Origin of the sequence: Krasilnikovia sp. M28-CT-15 (genome assembly GCF_047159595.1) — a bacterium.
Lineage (GTDB): Bacteria > Actinomycetota > Actinomycetes > Mycobacteriales > Micromonosporaceae > Actinoplanes.
This window is the reverse complement of record NZ_BAAGAK010000001.1, coordinates 4824018-4842384: the sequence shown is the minus strand read 5'-3', so window position 1 is coordinate 4842384 and position 18367 is coordinate 4824018. Positions and strand designations below refer to the sequence as shown.

Annotated in this window: 17 protein-coding genes and 1 pseudogene; 7 read left to right on the top strand and 11 right to left on the bottom strand. The window is 69.3% G+C overall.

Annotated elements, in window-relative coordinates:
• Nucleotides 1-353: 353 nt before the first annotated feature.
• From ACMCNO_RS22070 to ACMCNO_RS22060, 3 genes are all read left to right on the top strand, one after another.
• Nucleotides 354-659, top strand: a complete 306-nt coding sequence (locus ACMCNO_RS22070; RefSeq protein WP_412751365.1) for a hypothetical protein — start codon at nucleotides 354-356, stop codon at nucleotides 657-659.
• 195 nt (nucleotides 660-854) lie between these two features.
• Complete coding sequence (locus ACMCNO_RS22065) at nucleotides 855-1814, top strand: cation diffusion facilitator family transporter (RefSeq protein ID WP_412751364.1); 960 nt, start codon at nucleotides 855-857, stop codon at nucleotides 1812-1814.
• Nucleotides 1815-2267: 453 nt separating this feature from the next.
• Nucleotides 2268-2582, top strand: coding sequence for a hypothetical protein (locus tag ACMCNO_RS22060; protein ID WP_412751363.1), 315 nt, complete (start codon nucleotides 2268-2270; stop codon nucleotides 2580-2582).
• 64 nt (nucleotides 2583-2646) lie between these two features.
• Here the strand turns inward: ACMCNO_RS22060 and ACMCNO_RS22055 are convergent.
• A pseudogene (locus tag ACMCNO_RS22055) lies at nucleotides 2647-2977 on the bottom strand (recombinase family protein); the annotation flags it as partial.
• Nucleotides 2978-3260: 283 nt separating this feature from the next.
• Between ACMCNO_RS22055 and ACMCNO_RS22050 the strand changes: the two are divergent.
• Nucleotides 3261-3989, top strand: a complete 729-nt coding sequence (locus ACMCNO_RS22050; protein ID WP_412751362.1) for an alkaline phosphatase family protein — start codon at nucleotides 3261-3263, stop codon at nucleotides 3987-3989.
• A gap of 60 nt (nucleotides 3990-4049) precedes the next feature.
• On the opposite strand, the gene ACMCNO_RS22045 is transcribed toward ACMCNO_RS22050, so the two are convergent.
• Both ACMCNO_RS22045 and ACMCNO_RS22040 read right to left on the bottom strand, forming a co-directional pair.
• The gene (locus ACMCNO_RS22045; protein WP_412751361.1) at nucleotides 4050-4925 is read right to left on the bottom strand and encodes a M48 family metalloprotease; all 876 of its coding nucleotides are present in this window, start codon (nucleotides 4923-4925) and stop codon (nucleotides 4050-4052) included.
• Nucleotides 4922-5302, bottom strand: coding sequence for a BlaI/MecI/CopY family transcriptional regulator (locus ACMCNO_RS22040; protein WP_412751360.1), 381 nt, complete (start codon nucleotides 5300-5302; stop codon nucleotides 4922-4924). Before ACMCNO_RS22040 ends, ACMCNO_RS22045 begins: the two co-directional genes overlap by 4 nt.
• Nucleotides 5303-5619: 317 nt before the next feature.
• On the opposite strand from ACMCNO_RS22040, the gene ACMCNO_RS22035 reads away from it, so the two are divergent.
• The 3 genes from ACMCNO_RS22035 to ACMCNO_RS22025 all read left to right on the top strand — a co-directional run bounded on the left by ACMCNO_RS22035 (nucleotide 5620) and on the right by ACMCNO_RS22025 (nucleotide 8423).
• The gene (locus ACMCNO_RS22035) at nucleotides 5620-6672 is read left to right on the top strand and encodes a glycoside hydrolase family 26 protein (RefSeq protein ID WP_412751359.1); all 1053 of its coding nucleotides are present in this window, start codon (nucleotides 5620-5622) and stop codon (nucleotides 6670-6672) included.
• 149 nt (nucleotides 6673-6821) lie between these two features.
• Nucleotides 6822-7652, top strand: coding sequence for an iron uptake transporter permease EfeU (gene efeU, locus ACMCNO_RS22030; RefSeq protein ID WP_412751358.1), 831 nt, complete (start codon nucleotides 6822-6824; stop codon nucleotides 7650-7652).
• A gap of 18 nt (nucleotides 7653-7670) precedes the next feature.
• Nucleotides 7671-8423, top strand: coding sequence for an ABC transporter permease (locus ACMCNO_RS22025; RefSeq protein ID WP_412751357.1), 753 nt, complete (start codon nucleotides 7671-7673; stop codon nucleotides 8421-8423).
• Between the two features lie 349 nt (nucleotides 8424-8772).
• Here ACMCNO_RS22025 and ACMCNO_RS22020 read toward each other — a convergent pair whose 3' ends face one another.
• The 8 genes from ACMCNO_RS22020 to ACMCNO_RS21985 form a co-directional block, all read right to left on the bottom strand.
• Entirely contained in the window at nucleotides 8773-9657 is an 885-nt protein-coding gene (locus ACMCNO_RS22020) for a phosphatase PAP2 family protein (RefSeq protein WP_412751356.1), read from the bottom strand.
• A gap of 230 nt (nucleotides 9658-9887) precedes the next feature.
• Nucleotides 9888-10010 (bottom strand): hypothetical protein, encoded by a 123-nt coding sequence (locus ACMCNO_RS22015; protein ID WP_412751355.1) that lies wholly within the window; start codon nucleotides 10008-10010, stop codon nucleotides 9888-9890.
• Between the two features lie 246 nt (nucleotides 10011-10256).
• Nucleotides 10257-10772 (bottom strand): CAP domain-containing protein, encoded by a 516-nt coding sequence (locus tag ACMCNO_RS22010; protein ID WP_412751354.1) that lies wholly within the window; start codon nucleotides 10770-10772, stop codon nucleotides 10257-10259.
• Between the two features lie 357 nt (nucleotides 10773-11129).
• Nucleotides 11130-12209, bottom strand: coding sequence for a glycoside hydrolase family 26 protein (locus ACMCNO_RS22005; RefSeq protein WP_412751353.1), 1080 nt, complete (start codon nucleotides 12207-12209; stop codon nucleotides 11130-11132).
• A gap of 1045 nt (nucleotides 12210-13254) precedes the next feature.
• Nucleotides 13255-14607, bottom strand: coding sequence for an MFS transporter (locus ACMCNO_RS22000; RefSeq protein WP_412751352.1), 1353 nt, complete (start codon nucleotides 14605-14607; stop codon nucleotides 13255-13257).
• A gap of 28 nt (nucleotides 14608-14635) precedes the next feature.
• Nucleotides 14636-16126, bottom strand: a complete 1491-nt coding sequence (locus ACMCNO_RS21995; protein ID WP_412751351.1) for a flavin-containing monooxygenase — start codon at nucleotides 16124-16126, stop codon at nucleotides 14636-14638.
• The gene (locus ACMCNO_RS21990) at nucleotides 16123-16935 is read right to left on the bottom strand and encodes an SDR family NAD(P)-dependent oxidoreductase (RefSeq protein ID WP_412753769.1); all 813 of its coding nucleotides are present in this window, start codon (nucleotides 16933-16935) and stop codon (nucleotides 16123-16125) included. Before ACMCNO_RS21990 ends, ACMCNO_RS21995 begins: the two co-directional genes overlap by 4 nt.
• A gap of 74 nt (nucleotides 16936-17009) precedes the next feature.
• Nucleotides 17010-18356 (bottom strand): cytochrome P450, encoded by a 1347-nt coding sequence (locus ACMCNO_RS21985; protein WP_412751350.1) that lies wholly within the window; start codon nucleotides 18354-18356, stop codon nucleotides 17010-17012.
• Nucleotides 18357-18367: the final 11 nt, after the last annotated feature.

The following is an 18367-nucleotide window of genomic DNA, read 5'->3' as shown; positions in this document are numbered from 1 at the left end:
TAGATGCATCGCCAGTAGTCGGCAGGCGCTGTCCGCGCGCACGTGCGAGTTTTGTCGTATGACGACTGTTCGGGAGAACTCGGTCGTAAAATTCGGCAACGGCACGCGAGCACGCCGGGTGAAGGGATCCGCATGTCGACGATCAACGGACTGCCGGCGCATGTCCTGCTCGTCCACGCGATCCTGGTGCTGCTACCGCTGGCGGCCGTGCTGCTCGTGGTCACCGCAGTGTCGCCGGCGATGCGGCGCCGCCTGGCCGGACCCAACGCGCTGCTGTCTCTGGCGGTGCTGGCACTCGTGCCGGTCACTACGGACGCAGTTGGGCCGGAGCGGCGGGTGCCCAGACTCCGTTGTTGCACGACCACACGGAGCTTGGCGACACCGCGCTCTGGGTGGCCCTGCCCGTGGCGGCCCTCGCGCTGATCGTCTGGTGGCGTAGCCGCGAGCCCGACAACGGCGCCGCCCCCGTGGGCGGCCGCACGTTTCCGGCCCCGGGATCGGCGGTCCTGACGCGTATCCTCGTCGCTGTTGAGGTCGTCGTCGCCGGCATCGGGATCTACGACGTCTACCGGATCGGTGACTCCGGGGCGAAGGCCTCGTGGACCGGCCAGTTCAGTTCCACGCCACTGCCCGGCGAGGGGAGAGATCAAGGCGACTGACCCGACACGGCCGGACTGGACGCCCTGCCGGCTCAGGTCATGCTCGGCACCCACCTGATCGCGGGACCATGCACCCGGTTCACCGCTGATCAAGACCCTGGAGGATCCCCGGCGTCAGGACACGGCTCGCAACGCTGCTGCCGTCGCCTGCGGACTTCCTGACGGTGACACGAAATAGGAAGCGCGAGACCGCCCATGAGCGCAGCGACTCATACCGTACCGAATCTGAGGCGCTATGCCTGGCTGTCCATCGCGGCCGCGGTCCTGACGATCGCGTTGAAGTTCGTGGCGTATCTGGTCACCGGCTCGGTCGGGTTGCTGTCGGATGCCGCGGAGTCGGTGGTGAACCTGGTCGCGGCGATCATCGCGTTGGTCGCGTTGACGGTGGCGGCACGACCGGCTGACGCCAGTCACCACTACGGGCACGGCAAGGCGGAGTACTTCTCCGCCGGCCTCGAAGGCTTGATGATCTTCGTAGCCGCGGGGGTGATCCTGGTCAGCGCGGTGCGGCGGTTCATCTATCCCGTCGCGTTGGAAAGCCTCGGGCTTGGTGTGGCGATCTCGGCGGTGGCCACCGGGCTCAACGCGGTCGTGGGGCTGCTGCTGATCCGCGTCGGCCGCCGGGAGCGCTCGGTCACCCTCACCGCCGACGGCAAGCATCTGATGACTGATGTGTGGACCTCGGCCGGTGTTATCGCCGGTGTCGTGCTGGTCGGTGTCACGGGCTGGCAGCGGCTGGACCCAGTGGTGGCCGTGATTGTCGGGGTGAACATTCTTGTCACGGGCGGCCTGCTGGTCGCGCAGTCCGTACGGGCGCTGCTGGACCAGTCCCTGGGTCCGGTGGAGTTGGCAGCCATCGTGGCCGCGCTGGACCGGTTCCGGTCGGCCGAGGTGGGCTTCCACGGTTTGCAGACCCGTCAGTCCGGGCGGCACCGGTTCGTCTCGGTGCACGTGCTCGTGCCCGGTGCGTGGACCGTGCAAGCCGGGCACGATCTGCTCGAACAGATCGAGCAGGCGATCCGTGACGGGCTGGCGGACACCACCGTGCTGACCCATATGGAACCGCGGGAGGATCCCCGCGCCTACGACGACTACGCCTTCGAGGGACACCCCGATCCGCCCGCCCGACCCGATGAATCACGCGACGGCAGGTGACTCCCGCAACGCGCTCGTGCGCCCACTCGCGCCGCACAGCGCAGGTCGCGCATCGGTTGTCCCGGGGCGAAGTCGACGTCGACACGACCGCCCCGGCGCCTACCGTTCCGAACGCGGGCGCGGCGCCTACGACTCCGACGAGCACCGCCACCTTGAGGTATCGGTGTCGAACGCCCGCCGTCTCGCCGGGAGCACCCTGAGCGTCTACATGCACGGCACCCGCGTCGGCACCATGCGCATCTTCGAGCGGCGGCTCGGGCCACTTCACGCGTACCAGTGGTGTCCCCGGCTGCTCGCGCGGCGACATCCTCCGCGTCAACACGCGATCCGGCACGCTCGTGGCCTCCGGCACCTTCCACCACTACAAACGCAGAGGCTACGCACTCACCTAACTGCCGTTGCAGTACTAGCGCTCTCGCTGCTTCCCGTTGCCGCGGGCCTCTTGCTGGTGCCGTGACCGGCCCGTACGGAAGCGACGGCGTCCGCGTAGTGGTCGGCCTGCTCACGTTTTTCGCGTTCCTCGACCTACTGGTCGCGCTGCTGGGGCGTTACGACATGATCCTCGGTGCGCTGGTCACCGCCTGGCTCGCGCAACGGCTGTACACACGACGAGCCAGCGTCGGGTTCGAGCCGGATGAGCATCCGACGGCGCCCTCGTACAGCGCCGCCGACGACAGAGAGCTCACCTCCAGCCTCGACTACCTCAGCCCTGCCGCGTACGAAGCCACCCGCCGCCACCACGACCTACCAACAAGTCGGGCAGCCTAAATAAGATCAACACATCGACCCTGTCCGTCGAATCGGGTCAAGCCCAAGCCTAATCGATGGCGACTCAGGTGGAGGGTGGCCGACGATAAGGCGACTTGACCGACCTCTCGTGGCTGATGCCGTACTCGCGGGCGAGGTCGGCTTTCGCTCGCCGGCGGCGACGCGCTCGCGGATCCGGGCGGCCTGCTCTGACCCCCCTGGCCATCACGGACGGGCTAGGGGGTGAGTGCGGGTTTACGGCCGGTGTAAGCGCCACGTTGCTTGGCCGCGGCGCCGCCTTCGCGCTGGCGTTCCAGGATCAGGGCTTGCTCGAACTCGGCGAAGGCGCCAATGACCGACAGCGGCAGGGTGGCCATCGGCGAGTCCTCGTCGGTGAAGGTCAGAGCCTGATTGACGCAGCGCTGCGATGGTCAAGCCACGAAGGGCCCAAGGTGGCGGTCACCTTTTGGGCGGATGAGGCGAGCCTCGCCCTCGACATGCTCCTACATAATGTAGGAGATAAGGCGTAGGTTTTGGACGCCTTATGGAGGATTCGTGAATCGTGTACGGAAATGTGTGGCGGCGGGGGCTGCGCTCGCGCTGGTCGGTCTTGGCCTATGTCTGCCGCGGGCTGCTGTCGGCGTATCCGCCGCGGCGGGGGCGGCATCGCCGCCGCGGTTCGATCATGTGGTGGTCGTGATGCTGGAGAACAAGCGCTACGACTCCGTGATCGGGCACCCGCTGACACCGTGGGTGTCGTCGCTCGCACGCCGGTGGGCGAACATGACCCGGTTCTACGCCGAGACTTACCCGAGTCAGCCGAACTACCTGGCGTTGTTCTCCGGCTCGACGCAGGGCGTGAAGGACAACAACTGCCCGCATGACCTTGGCAGCAGGCCCAACCTTGCCCGGCAGCTGCTGGACGCCGGCTACAGCTTCGCCGGCTATTCGGAGGGCCTTCCCCGCACGGGCTACCGCGGGTGTGCGTCCGGCCGCTACGTGCGCCGGCATGTGCCGTGGGTCAACTTCAGCAACGTCCCGTCCAGCGTCCACAAGCCCTTCACTGCGTTCCCGCGCGACTACCGCAAGCTGCCCACGATCTCCTTCGTCATCCCGGACCTATGCCACGACATGCACGACTGCCCCAAGAACATCGGGGACCGGTGGCTGAAGAAGCAGTTCGCGGCTTACATCTCCTGGGCGGCCACGCACAACAGCCTGTTCATCCTCACCTTCGATGAGGACAACCGGACCGACCACAACCACATCCCGACGATCATCGCGGGCGCCAGCGTCAAGCCCGGCCAGTACTCGGCCCGGCTCGACCACTACCACCTGCTACGCACGTTGCAGGCGATGTACGGCTTGGCGCCCACCGGAAATTCCGCAGCGCGGGCCCCGATGCGGAGCGTATTCAGCACCCATTGACGGCCAACCACGCCCAGGATCTCGCCGGCCGCTGCCCTCACGCGCTGGTAGCGGCACAGCTCAGGCCAGCCACACCTGGGCCAGCTCCACGAACGCGACGGTGGCGGCCACGGCTGCGGCGAGGCAGCCCACGCCGAGCAGCACGAGCGCGGCCAGGCGACGGTAGCGGGCAGCGGGGGCAGGCGCGGTCAGCGCCCGCACCCGCTGCACGGTCGCGGCGCTGGAGATCCCCAGCACGGTCGGCGGGACGGTGGACAACGCGGCGCGGGCCAGTGCCCGCGCCGCGAGGTTCCGGTCGGCGACCTGCGCCGCGGCCTCCTCGTCGGCTGCGCGTTCGACCAGGAACACGACGGCCTCACGAACCGGGACCAGCAAGGGATTCACCGCGGCCGCGGCGGCGGACACCGCGACGAGTCGGTGGTGATGCCGGCGCAGGTGGGCCTGTTCGTGGGCGAAGACCACCGCGCGTTCGCCGGCGTCGAGCAGGCGCAACATGCCGCTGGTCACGAGCAGGTGACCGGGCCTGCCGGGCACGGCCACCGCCATCGGAGTGTCCCAGTCGGCCACGACCAACTCCCCGGTTGGTGTTCCAACCCCCCGCAGCCGGCGGTGGGTGTCGATCCGCCGGTGCACGTCACGGCCGAGGCGGCCAGCGGCCCATATCAGCAGCAACGCGGCCGCGAGTGCCACCAGGCCGGGTACCGGCTCGGGAAGCTCCAGGTGCGGGTGTTCGTCGAGCGCCCGCAGCGGCGGCACATCGTCGAGCAGGGTCAGCGCGAGCAGCCCCAGCGACCACGTCGAGCAGGTCGCCGCGATCGCCGCCGCGAGGGTCAACGCCCTGGCGGTGAATTCCGGGGCACCCCGAGCCGCGATGAATCGGACTGCCAGCGCCAGGGGTAGCGCGAGCAGCAGCGGCAGGTACACGGCGATGGTCATGAACCACGCCGCGGCCGGGTCGGTTTGAGCAGCTCGCGCAGCACGTCGGCGTCCTCGGCGTCCAGCGACGCCGCGAACTGCCGCAGCACCGCCACCCGGTCACCTCGGTCGGCCAGGGCCTCCCGCATCCGCGCGGCGGCCGTGGTGGCGCCGTCCTGCACCGGCCAGTACGCGTGCCCGCGGCCGGCGCGTTCCCGGTGCACAGCCTTCTTCTCGTACAGGCGAGTCAGGATGGTCTGCACCGTGTTGTGGGCCAGCTCGCCGCCGAGCGCCTCCCGCACCGCGGCCGCGGTCAGCGGCCCGTCCGTCGCCCACAGCACACCCATGACCTGTGCTTCCAGGCTGCCCGGTGCCCTGCGGGGTCCGCGGTTATCCACCTTGCACCTCCGCCGCCAGGCTAACCGGTGCCCCGCTGCAGGTCGCAGCTGTACACGTCTGCTTCGTCCTCAGAGCCACCATCGGGGATTCGGCGCGTTCGACGCCGAGTTGCACGGACACCCGAAAATCGCGGCGCCTGCGATACCGGCGTCTACACGGCAACCACATCCGCAGTGCACCTACAGGATGTAGGACTTGCAACCGGCGGGCACCCGTATGGGACCGGCAGGCACACCTCACGACCCCGAATCTCCTTCATGTAACCGGCCGACACGGGCCGGACCGACTCGGGGGAGAGATCGTCTTGGGCCGCAAGGTGAACAAGGTCGTAACCACGCTCGGCGCGCTGCTGGCCGGCACGTCCGTCGCACTGCTCGCCACCAACGCCGCCAGCGCAGCCCCAGCCGCCGCGCCGAAGCCCACCAAGCAGTGCGTCACCGACAACAAGCTCGTCCCGTCCTGCGGCGTGCTCTGGGGCGCCGCTGCTGGAGGGTTCAGTCCGCTGCCCCGGGACCAGGAACTGAAGACCTGGGAGAAGCTGTCCGGTCGCACCTCGACGATCTACCACACCTACCACAAGGGTGACGAGGCGTTCCCCACCCCGGCCGAAATCGCGATGACCCGCGACCCGAAGAACCCACGGGTCCTGCTGCTCAACTGGCGCGTCGAGTACGGCTCCACCTGGGCCAACGTCGCCGCGGGCAAACTCGACGCCCGGATCGACAAGTTCGCCGCCCACATTAAGTCGACCTACCCGAACCAGAAGTTCTTCCTGGTGCTCAACCACGAGCCCGAGGACGACGTCAACCCGAAGGCCGGCTCCGGGATGACCGCCAAGGACTTCGCCGCCTCCTACCGGCACGTCATCCAGCGCCTGCACGCCAAGGGCGTGAACAACGCGATCAACGTCGTCGCGTACATGGGTAACGAGAAGTGGATGGCGCAGTCCTGGTGGAAGGACCTCTACCCCGGCGACGACGTGGTGGACTGGATCGGCCTGGACTCCTACGTGTCCGCGGAGAAGGGCTACTACCACTACGGCAAGTTCGCCGACCTGCTCGACCGCAAGGCGAAGAACGGCGGGCAGGGCTGGTACGACTGGGCCACCAGCAAGCACCCCGGCAAGCCGATCATGGTTGCCGAGTGGGGCGCCTACCACCGCGTCGGCAAGGTGACCGACAAGTCCGCCCAGTTCAACAGCGTGCTGCCGGAGCTGGCCAAGCGGCCCGCGGTCAAGGCCATCGTCTACTTCGACACCAAGAAGGACGCCTTCGGCGACCGCGACATCAGCATCAACAGCTCCCCGGCCAGCCTGGCCGCGTTCCGCAAGCTGGCCGCCAACCCGCTGTTCACCGTGAACATCGCCTGACCGGCCTCACGACCGGCCCGCGAGCCGCCCGGCACCATGCCGGGCGGCTCGCGGCGTCTTGCTGGGGCCGCCGGGCCGAGTTGACAACTCCCACAAACTGTAGGATTTTGCGGGTGGTTAGGTAAGGCTTAACACACCAGGGGGTCCGTGTGGGCAGCGTCTTCTTCGCCAGCTATCTGATCGGGCTGCGCGACGGCCTGGAAGCGGCTCTGGTGGTGTCGATCCTCGTGACGGTGCTGGCCCGGGCGGACCGGCGTGACGGCCTCGTGCCGTTGTGGTCCGGGGTCGGCACCGCGATCGTCTGTGCCGCCGGGCTCGGCGTCCTGCTCACTTACGTGGCCACCACCCTGGCTTCCGGTGTGCGCCTGGAGTTGTTCGAGGCGGTCACCTCGCTGATCGCGGTGGCGATGGTGACCTGGATGATCTTCTGGATGCGGCGCAGCGCCCGCAGTCTCAAATCGGAACTCGGCGGCAAACTCACCGAGGCGCTGGGCCTGGGCAGGGCCGCCGTCGCGGCGCTGGCGTTCGTCGCGGTGATCCGTGAGGGTGTGGAGATGGTGCTGCTGGTCTTCTCCGCGGCTCAGGCCGCGAGCGAGACCGTCGCGCCGCTGGCCGGGATGCTCGCCGGGGTGGCCTCGGCCGTCCTGCTCGGCTGGCTGATCTACGCGGCGGTCGCCAAGGTCAACCTGGGTCGGCTGTTCACCTGGACCGGGGTGCTGCTCGTGTTCGTTGCCGCTGGCATCGCCAAGTACGCCGTGCATGGCTTCCAGACCGCCGGGTTGCTGCCCGGAGGCACGGCCACCGCCTACGACCTGTCCCGCACCGTCGAGCCGAGCTCCTGGTACGGGACGCTGCTGGCCGCGACGGTCAACGTGACACCGACCGCGACCGTTCTGGAGATCACGGTCTGGCTGGCGTACGCGATCGCGGTGCTGATCCTGTTCACCCGCCCCGTTGCCGCACGGCCGGCGCCGGCCTGACCCAGGGGCGGCCACGCCGTGAGCGCGACGATGGGCTGGTCGTTCGCCGTGCTGCTGGCCCTACTCGTGGCCGGTGCGGCCGCGGTCGCCTGGCTCGGCGAGCTGGGCGAAGCACGCGCGGTGCTCACCGCCTCGCTGCGGGCCGTCGTGCAGCTGGGCGCGGTGTCCCTCGTGATCGCCGCGGTGCTGCGCTCGTGGTGGTCCACCGCGGCGTTCATCGTGATGATGTTCGCCGTCGCCGCGGTCACCTCGGCGCGCCGGATCGGCTCGCCGCGCAACGCCTGGGCGGCCGCCGCGGCGATCGCCGCCGCAGTGGCGCCCGCGGGGACGGCGATCGCGCTCGCCCGGCCGGTGCCATGGACACCGGCCGGGGTGCTGCCCACCGCGGGGATCCTGATCGGCGGGGCCATGACCGCCACCTCCCTGGCCGGACGGCGCGCCCTGGACGAACTACAGGCCCGGCACGGCGAGTACGAAGCAGCGCTCGCCCTCGGCTTACTGGCCCGCGACGCGGTGCTGCTGGTCTGCCGGCCCACCGCTGGCCGCGCCCTGGTCCCCGCGCTCGACCAGACCCGCACCGTCGGGCTGGTAACGCTCCCGGGCGCGTTCGTCGGCGTGATGCTCGGCGGCGGCTCCGTGCTGCAGGCCGGCGCCGTCCAGCTAATGGTGCTGATCGCGTTGCTCGCAGTGGAAGCCGCCGCCGTGGCCGTCACCATCGAACTCGTGGCCGCCCAGGCGGTACACAGGCCACCGGCCGACCCGGCGCACTGACTCGGCCCGGCTGCTGTGCACCGCGGTCCCGACCATGACGCCTCGACAGTGTCTGGCTCGACTCGTCGCTCAAAAGTCGCCGAAACCGACGGGCTTTCTCGCAGACGTGCCGGCACGATGCGTGAGTGCATCAACCACGGCCTGATCGGAACCGCCGATTTCTCACCATCGGGCTGGGAATCGTGGGCGCCCCATGAGCTGGGCCGGGGCTCCTCCGCGGGGATCGGCTGCCGCAGCCGCCGATTCCCCGTCGTCAGGAAATCCTAGGGCGACGTCCGCTCACGATCGTGTCGCCGTGCGGCCCTCCGCGCGGTGCACCCGAGCCGGCATCGGCGGCGTGGGTCACGGGTCATGCACGCATCCGCCACACCTGGGCAGCGAGCGCAACGACTGCCAGCCAAGTCAGGCCGAGCGCCCAGCCGCCGAGGACGTCCGTGGGATAGTGCACGCCGAGGTAGACGCGGGAGGCACCGACCGCGGCAGTGCCCAGCGCTGCGGCAAGCCAGGCGGTGGCCCAGACGGTGCGGTTGCTAGTCAGCAGGCACACCAGCCATGCCAGTAGCCCGAACCCGACCAACGAGCTGGCGCTGTGGCCCGACGGGAACGAGTACCCGGTGGCGGATACGAGTTGTGCCGGCGGGTCGGGTCGCGGCCGGGCGATGGCGACCTTGATAACGGCGACGAGGGTCTGGCTCCCGCCGAGGCCGATCACGGCCAAGACGACCGGGTACCACGACCGAAGGCGTCGTGCGGTGACGATGGCGAAGAGGGTCACCATCGTGATCAGGACGACGGCGCTGCCCAGATTGGTAGTGGCGATCTGGATGCGCGTGAGCCCCGGCGTGCGACGACTCGCCAACCAGTCGATGATTGCCCGGTCGAGCGCGGTCAGGTCCTGGGCGTCGGTGACCGCGTCGAGGATCTCCACGAAGACCGCCGCCAGGGCCACCACCACTACTGCACCGGCGGTCAGGATGACGACCTCCGCGGCAATGCGTACGGTCAGCCAGGACAGTCCGGCGCGGCCCTTGGCTTCTGCGCCGATCACCCACCGGTGCGACCCGAGACGGACCGCGGCCGGGCGCAGCGCCCATACCGCGGCGTAGGCGGTGGCTATCACCAGCGCCGCGATCGCCAGGCTGAGCAGGGCGGTTGAACGCGTGATCGGGCTCCGTTTCATCCTGTGGGGTGGGCCGCCCTCTGAGGCTAGGCTCGCGGCCGTCCACGGGCTCACTTCGCCTGTCGCCCAGGGACCTGTTTCGTCGCCCGGTGGTGAGCAGGTGCGGGCACCGGCCAGGCGCCTCGCACGTGCCGGGTCGGTCAACCGCCCTCGATCATGATCAACCGGGGACCGGGAGTGTTGGCGGCCGGGCAGTTCTTCTGCGTTACAGCAACTCCCCGGCCGAGGCCGAGAGTGAGATCAACACCGAGCAACGCCGCCCCGGGTTGACAAGTTCAGTGAAGTCAGCCGTCGCATTTGGGTTCCAGTCGGATGGTGTCGGCGTACGGCGGGACCGGCGGCGACGGCATCGCGGCCGCCCGCATCGGCTCGACCGGCCAGCGCAGCACCAGTAACGACCTCCCCACCACGAGATCGTCCCGACGCTAGTCACCCGGCATGGGCGCTGACCAGGGGAAATGCTGCCTTTTCGGCGATGCGGCCCGACGCGTTGAGGCGTGTTCCGCTCAGACCGCGACGATCGGCCACATACCTCTGGCGGCCCGGGGTACCGGCCCGTGGCAGACGACGAGGCGTTCGTTGACAGCGTCGGGTCACAACCGGTCTGGCCGACACGCTTTCGCGTGTCGGCCAGGGCGGTGGAGGTCCGGCGATCAGGTCCAGCCGAACATCTGGGTGTAGTACGGGGTGCCGTTGGCGGAGTAGGCCACGCCGACGGCCATGGACTTGGCCTTGCAGTTGACGATGTTGGCGCGGTGTCCGGGGCTGGCCATCCACGCCTTCATCGTCGCGGACGCGGTGCGATGGCCGTAGGCGACGTTCTCGCTCTGCGGGTAGGCGTAGCCGGCGCGCTTGGCGCGGGTGCCGAAGCTGGATCCGCCCGATCCGATGTGGCTCATCTTGTTGGTGCGGGCCTGGTAGGCGGAGTGTCCGCGGGAGGCGAGCAGCAGCCGCTGGTCGACCCGGATCGGCTTGCAGCCGGCCCTGACCCGGGTGTTGTTGGTGTAGGTCACCAGCCGCGACTGCAGGGTGGCCGGGGCGACCGCGGGGGCTGGGGCGGCGGCCTGGGCGGGGGCGGCGGTCGCCGCCATGGCGGCCAGCGAGGCGCCGGCACCGGCCAGCAGCACACCGGCCGTCGTCACGACCTTGCGCACCGTCTTGCGACCCACAGCGAATCTCCCCCGGTTCGGCCGGCCACGTCAGCCGGTCACATGAAGAAGATTCGAGGTCGTGCAGTGCGGCTCCGGGCCCGCGCGGGTTGCCTACCAGTTGCGACTCACGGTTTCGTCCTGATCGCCTGTCATATCGGCAGGCCAAGCCCTCCCTGAAGAGGTTTCGGTCGGCCTCGTGCTGGTCCGAGCGGGTGATGCGGGCGTCGGCCCGGCGGCCACGCCGACCCGGCAAGATCATGACCGCTGCCGCTGCCGCTGCCGCTGCCGCTGCCGCTGCCGCTGCCGGGCATGGCACGGCACGAGCCGCCCGGCTGTTACGCCGGGCGGCTCGTGGATAGCTGTCAGCTGGTGGTGTCAGGCGATCTTGACGTTGAAGATGGGGTTGGCGGCCAGGGTGCGGAAGGCGGCGAGGTTCTTCTTGGTGCTGTCGATGCTGATGTCGCGGTTGCCTTCGTCGTCGTGCTTGGTGTCGAAGTACACGATGGCCTTGATCCCCGGGCGCTTGGCCAGTTCCGGCAGCACCGAGTTGTAGCCGGCGGTCTTGTCGGTGGGCTGGCCGATCCGGTGGTACACGCCCCACTCCGCGATCATGATCGGCTTGCTGGGGTGCTGGGTGGTGGCCCAGTCGTACCAGCCCAGACCCTTACCGCCCTTGGCCTTGCGGTCGAGCAGGTCACCGAACTGGCCGTAGTGGTAGTAGCCCTTCTCCGCCGAGACGTAGGAGTCCAGGCCGATCCAGTCCACCACGTCGTCGCCGGGGTACAGGTCCTTCCACCAGGACTGCGCCATCCACTTCTCGTTACCCATGTAGGCCATCACGTTGATCGCGTTATCCACGCCCTGGGCTTCGAGGCGCTGGATGGTGTGCCGGTACATGGCCTTGAAGTCCTTGGCCTCCATCCCGGAGCCCTTGCGCGGGTTCACGTCGTTCTCCGGTTCGTGGTTGAGCACCAGGAAGAACTTCTTGTCGCCGTAGGTGGCCTTCACGCGGGCCGCGAACTTGTCGATCCGCTTGTCCTGCTCGCCCTTGGCGACCTTGGCCCAGGTGGAGCCGTAGGCGACCTTCCAGTTCACCAGTAGTACCCGCGGGTTCGCCGCATCGGAGGTCATCGCGATCTCGCTCTTGGTGGGGAAGACCTCGTCGCCCTTGTGGTAGGTGTGGAAGATCGACGCGGTCCGGCCGGACAGCTGCTCCCACTTCTTCAGCTCCGCGTCGCGGGGGGCGGAGGTGAACCCGCCGGCGGCGGCGCCCCACAGCACCCCGCAGGACGGGACGAGCATGTCGTTGGTGACGCAGCGCTGGGCGGAAGGCTTGCTCGGCTTGCTCGGCTTGGCGGGGGCGGCGTGTGCGGCGCCCGCGGCGCCGAGTACGGCGGTGGTGCCGGCCAGCATCGCGCCGAGCAGGGTGACGACCTTCTGAGCCTTGCGCCCCAAAGCGAATCTCCTCCGTTGGTCCGGCCCACGTCGGCCGGTCACATGAAGAAGATTCGGGGTCGGGTGGTGCGCCCCCGGGTCCTGGAAGGTTTCTTAACGGTTGCGGCGTAGAGTCTCGTCCTGATCGCCTGTCATATCGACAGACCAAGCGCCACCTGAAGAGATTTTCGGTTGGCTTGCGGACACGGCACCGAAGCCGAGTGCACGCCGTTCTGGCACGACTTCGACCACGGGCCGATGACCGGGCCGGCGGCCGTCACCGAGTGGTACAGCGCTGCGCGCCTGGCGACCCAAGCCGATCGCCCATCGACCAAATACCTCCAGCGGCCCGGGGTGCACCGGCCCGGGTGTGGCGCGGATCCGAGGGCGCGGACCGTATCGTCGGACCATGATCAATCCGGGGACGGCGCCGCTCGACGACACCCGCGAGGACCTCGCCGCGGCGAACGTCGAGGTGCTGCGGCCCGCGACCGGGGCGCGGCGCTGGGTGAGCCGGTGCGGGATCCCGGGGCCGACCGGGACGGCCGGTACGGCTGGGACGTGCCCTCCGCAGATGGCACGGTCGTGCGGCCGCTCATGCCCGGCGTGGAGTTGCCCCGGCTCCGTGACGACATCACCGCCCATGCGCCGTGCCTGTACCTCGACGGTGGGTCCTGGAGGTGGTCCGACGCGCTCCGCTTGCTGGCCAGCCCAGCGCGCTGGGGAAGTAGCCCGCACAAGCCAGGCGGCGAAATTAGCCCAAACCTGACATAAGAACCCGTTATCGACCAGCCATCCCAGTCCACACCAGCGCTGGCGACAAGCCCTAGATGGTCGGTCGGCGGCGCCGCCCGGCGCCACGTCGGCGAGGCGCACCGCGGCCAGCTCAGCGCGCCGCCGCGGCGTTTCCCATCCCATGGAGGGCAGGTGACTTCGTTGGCCTCGAACGCGTTCCTCGCTGCCTCAGCCGGCCGTACGTCCAACAGGTCGGTCCGCCAGCCTGGCATCCCTCGCGGCCGGGCGGCGGCCGCGTCGTCGTGCCCGGCCCGCCGGACGAGCCATGGTGTCACAGCCCCGCACGGCTACCGGCCGTGCCACCGCCGCGAGCGGCCCGCCCCGCCGGCTTCGCGGCGGCCGGTGAAACCCGCCTCCAGCCACCGCCGAACAGGTACAGAGCGGGGAGGAAGAGCACGTTGCAGAGCGTCGCGATGAGCAGCCACCGGCTCCATCCCGCGCCACCGGCCGCGACGACCGGCGATCCGATCAGCACCACCACGATCATGAGCCGGACCGAGAGGCCGAACGCGCCCCAGGCCGTGGCCTGCAGGTCCGGCCGCAGATCCTCGACGTCCTCGGAGAAGAGCGCCATCCAGGGCGCATACGTAGCCGCGATCGCGACGCCGAGCAGTGCGTTGACCCCGATCAACTGAGCAACGCTTGCCCGGCCGCTGTCGGCCAGCGTGACGAAGAGGACCATGCCGACGATCCCGCCGATGGCGCCAACCAGGATGACGGGCTTACGCGCTTGCAGGCGATCGGAGAGCCGCCCGGCGACGATCAGTGTCAGGAGGGTGATTGCCCAGGTGACGGCCATGACGGACGCGGCTCGGCTCGCCGTGAGTCCGAACGTCTGCACGAGCAGCGTCGGCCCGAAGATCTGCATTGTCCAGTACCAGACCAACCACAGGGTGATGCCCGCGAGGTGTGCCCAGAAGACCCGGTGCGCCATGAGCCCCCGAGCGGCGCGCAGGTCGACCGCACCGTCGCCGTCCGCTGCCACCATGTCCGACTCCGAGGTGATGACACGCGCCCGCAGGTGCGGCGACAGGTCCGCGATGAAGAAAGTGATCACGATGCAGAACACCAGTGCGACAGTGCCCATGATGACGACCTGCGACTGCCAGGTCCCAAAGATGGGCAGCGTCACTCCGGCGATGCCGGCGGCCAGGAAGTTCGCACCGATCGGTCCCCAGGTCCAGAATCCGAACGCGGTGGCGCGTCCCAGCCGCGGCGAGAAGTCCCGGACCAGGCCGGCGGTTGTCGTGACCGCCGCGCCTTCGACGAACAGCAACAGGCAACGGACCACCAGAAACTGCGTCGGCGTCTGCACCAGTACGGTTGCGTAGGTGCACAAGGCCGCGAGCACCAGCGCGGGCATCAGGAGCAGGACGCGGCCGTGGCGGTCGGCGAGCCCGCCACCAATCGCGGCCGTGATACCGCCGACGACCACGGCCACCGCGACGATCAGGCCGTAGGTCTTCAGCGACATGCCCAGGTCGTCGAGCAGCAGCGGCACGACGGGCGAGATCTGGCCCTCGAAGTTGACGATGAGGCTGGCCATGACGGCCATCAACAGATAGCGCATCCGCCGGGCACCGGTGGGGTACTGCGTCAGCTCGCGTGCGTAGAACGGTCGCACGAGGACACCTTCTTGCAGCGTTGGTCGGTTACGCCGTCTGGCTGGCGGCCTCGTGGCTCACGGGTCGGCGGGAGAACCGCATGGCGCCGTCCTCGATCCGGCCGTGCCGAAGCCTCAGCAGGTCGTGCGCGTAGCTCATGCCAAGATGCCAGGGGGCCCGCGAGCCGGCCTTGGGAAACTCGTCGATGGAGCGCAGCACGTAGCCGGCTTGGAAGTCGAGCAGTGGCCGCTCGGTGACGGTCGGGTCGTCGTTGGTCGGCACGCACTGGTCGTAGCCGTGCGCGTCGAGGTACCGCAGCAGCCGGATGACGTACTCGCTGACGAGGTCGGCCTTCAGGGTCCAGGACGCGTTCGTGTAACCGACCGTGAAGGCGAAGTTCGGTACGCCGCTGAGCATCATGCCCCGATAGGCCATGGTCTCCGGAAGTTTGACCGCGTGGCCGTCGACGGCGAGTCGGAGGCCACCGAGAGCCAGCAGCTTCAGCCCGGTGGCGGTGACGACGACGTCCGCGTCGAGTTCGGCGCCGGACTCCAGGCGCAGTCCCGCCTCGGTGAACTCTGCGATGCGGTCGGTCACCACGGACGCCCGTCCCTGGCTGATCGCGGCGAACAGATCACCGTCGGGGACGAAGCACAGCCGCTGGTCCCACGGTTGGTAGCTGGGATTGAAATGGGTGTCGACGTGGTAGCCGGACGGCAGTTGACGGATCGCCGCCTTGCGCAGCAACGACCTCACGAGGTGTGGACGGCGCCGGCTGAGCTGGTAGATCAGTGTGCCCATCGCGACGTTCTTCCACCGCACGATCGGATACGCACGGCGTGCCCCGAGCACGCGCCGCAGCCGGTTCGCGATCGGGTCCTCGGCGGGCAGCGACAGGACGTAGGTGGGGGAGCGCTGCAGCATCGTTACGTGTTCGGCCCGATCGGCCATGGCCGGCACGAGCGTCACAGCCGTCGCCCCGCTGCCGATCACGACGACCTTCTTGTCGGTGTAGTCGAGGTTCTCCGGCCAGCGCTGCGGGTGGACGACGGTGCCGCCGAACCGCTCGATGCCGGGCAGATCCGGCGTATAACCGGCGTCGTAGCGGTAGTAGCCGCTGCAGACGTACAGGAAGTTCGTGGTCAGGCGGACAGTCTCGCCGTCATGGACCGCCTCGACCGTCCAGCGCGCGTCCGGCGTGGACCATTCCGCGCGCATCACCCGGTGCCCGAAACGGACCCGCCGGTCGAGGCCCGCCTCGGCGGCGGTATCGCGGATGTAGCGCAGGATGGCCGGCCCGTCGGCGATGGCCTTGGCCTGTGTCCACGGCCGGAACCGGTAGCCGAGGGTGTGCATGTCGGAGTCGGACCGCACGCCGGGGTATCGGAACAGGTCCCACGTCCCGCCGATCGCGTCGCGGGCCTCGAGGATCGCGTAGTTCCGGCCGGGGAAGGCCGACTGGAGGTGGTGTGCCGCACCGATGCCGGACAGTCCGGCGCCGATGATCAGCACATCGAGATGCTCGGTCGTCGTTGTCACACGGACTCCCTCTGGCGGGCACGCAGCCTGGCCTGCAGGCGCGAGATCACGCCGTAGTAATGGGTCGGCGCGATCCGGGCGAGTGCGTCGAACAGGTAGGCGTCCGGCCCGACCAGAATCCGGGCTTTGCCGTGCTCCACACCGCGGTGGATGATCGCCGCGGCCTTGTCCGGCGACGTCATGGTGACGGCCTCGAACTGCGCTGCCATCTGTTCCTTCGTCCGCCCGAGGCCCTCGGGGTCGGTGCGGAAGCGCGCGTTGCGGGCGATGTTCGTGGTGATGCCGCCCGGGTGCACCGTCACGGCCCGTACGCCGGTGCCGCGCAGTTCCTGGCGCAGGGCGTCGGTGAACCCGCGGATGGCGAACTTGGCGGCGCAGTAGGCGCTCTGATAGGGCACGCCGAGGAGCCCGAACACGCTCGAGGTGTTCACGATGACGCCGTCGTCCTGCTCGATGAGGACCGGAAGGAACGCCCGGGTCCCGTGGACGACGCCCCAGAAATTGATCTGGAACAGCCAATCGTCGTCTTCCGGAACGGCGCCCGCGACGGTCGATGTGACGGCGACGCCTGCGTTGTTGAACACCGCCGCCAGCGGCGCCGGGAGCCACTCGCGCACCTCGTCGGCGAACCGCAGCTGATCGGCCGCGTCCCGGACGTCCAAGACCCGGCTGAACACCGGACCAGACAGCATCGCAGCGGTCGCGTTCAACCCGGCCTCGTCCACATCGGCGATGGCCACGGGCGAGCCCAGCCCCGACAGCCGCCGGGCCAGGCTGCGCCCGATGCCGGAGGCGGCGCCGGTGATCATCACGGGGCGGCCGGCGATCCGACGAGATCGTCGGGGCATCGGCACTCCCGCTGGCCCGGACCTGCCGCGCTCGGTCACGACCGCGCTCCGGTGTCGCCGGCCGTGGTGGACGGCAGCGGTGCGACGCTGCGGCGGCGAACGACCGCGCGGCCGCCCTGGGCCGGGGCGTTGGCCACGCCGCGCGAGTGCCAACGCTCGCCGGGTTCGTCGGTGGGCACCAGGGTGAGGTCGCGCAGCATCGTACGCAGGACGACGTTCATCTCCATGTTCGCAAACGCGGCACCGAGGCACCGCCGGCTGCCGCCGCCGTACGGAATCCACTGGTACAGGTCAGGTCGGGTGCCGAGGAAGCGGTGTGGATCGAACGTCTGGGCATTCGGGAACATCGACTCGTTGTCGTGCATCAGCGTGATGCTGACCAGCACCGCGTACCCCTTCGGCACGGTCCACCGGCCCACCTGGAAGTGGTCGGCCCGCACCTGCCGTCCGACAAAGTCGATCACCGGACGGGTGCGCTGCACCTCGATGATCGCCGCCTCGCGCAGCGCGTCGCCACCCGCGTCCACCTCGTCGACGAGCTCGCTCAGGACCGCCGGGTGACGGCGCAGCCGCTCGACCGCCCAGGCGAGCGTCGTCGCGGTCGTCTCGTGCCCGGCCGCGAGCAGCGTGAGCAGCTGATCGGCGATCTCGCTGCCGCTCATCTCCGAGCCGTCGTCGTAGCGACTCTGCAGCATCAGCGCGAGGATGTCGTCGCGGGCGTCGAGGTTCACGTCCCGCCGCCCCTTGGCGACCAACCGTCCCACGATCGCGTCGTACTCGCGGCGCATCGCCCAGAACCGCCCCCACGGGCTCCACCGTCCGAGGTCGACCTTGGGAACGGGCAGTACGGCCAACCGTGAGCCGAGCTTGATCATCCGTGGCAGCAGCTCGCGCAGGTCGGCGAACTCGGCACCCGCGGAGCCGAACACCGCGCGCAGGATGATGTTGAGGGTGATCCGCGTCATCGACGGTAGTGTCGCGAAGGCCGGGCCCTGCGGCCACGACGCCAGCTCCCGCACCGTCTCCTCTTCCACGATCTTCTCGTAGACCGCCAGTCGGCGGCCGTGGAACGGCGGGACGAGCAGCCTGCGCTGCCTGCGGTGCTCCTCGCCGACGAGCGCGAACAACGAGCCGGGACCGAGCACCCGACCGAGATTCCGGTCGGGTTTGTCCGCGAAGTTCGGGCTGGTCATGAACACCTGCCTGACCTCGGCGGGATCGCTGATGACCACGGCCCGGCCGTACGTCGGCACGTGGACGGTGAAAGCGTCCCCGTAGCGGTCTCGCATCCGGCGCATCCCGCGGTGCGGAACGGCCAGCGCGTACACGCCCTGCACGACACGAGGTTTCGAGGGACCCGGCGGAAGCGTGACGGTCGACATCGGAGCACCAC

What these genes read in the sequence shown, in the direction of transcription:
- ACMCNO_RS22065 (WP_412751364.1), top strand. Translation starts at nt 855, where the DNA reads ATGAGCGCAGCGACTCATACCGTACCGAATCTGAGGCGCTATGCCTGG.
- ACMCNO_RS21985 (WP_412751350.1), bottom strand. Translation starts at nt 18,356, where the DNA reads ATGTCGACCGTCACGCTTCCGCCGGGTCCCTCGAAACCTCGTGTCGTG.
- ACMCNO_RS22045 (WP_412751361.1), bottom strand. Translation starts at nt 4,925, where the DNA reads ATGACCATCGCCGTGTACCTGCCGCTGCTGCTCGCGCTACCCCTGGCG.
- ACMCNO_RS22050 (WP_412751362.1), top strand. Translation starts at nt 3,261, where the DNA reads ATGCTGGAGAACAAGCGCTACGACTCCGTGATCGGGCACCCGCTGACA.
- ACMCNO_RS21990 (WP_412753769.1), bottom strand. Translation starts at nt 16,935, where the DNA reads ATGATCACCGGCGCCGCCTCCGGCATCGGGCGCAGCCTGGCCCGGCGG.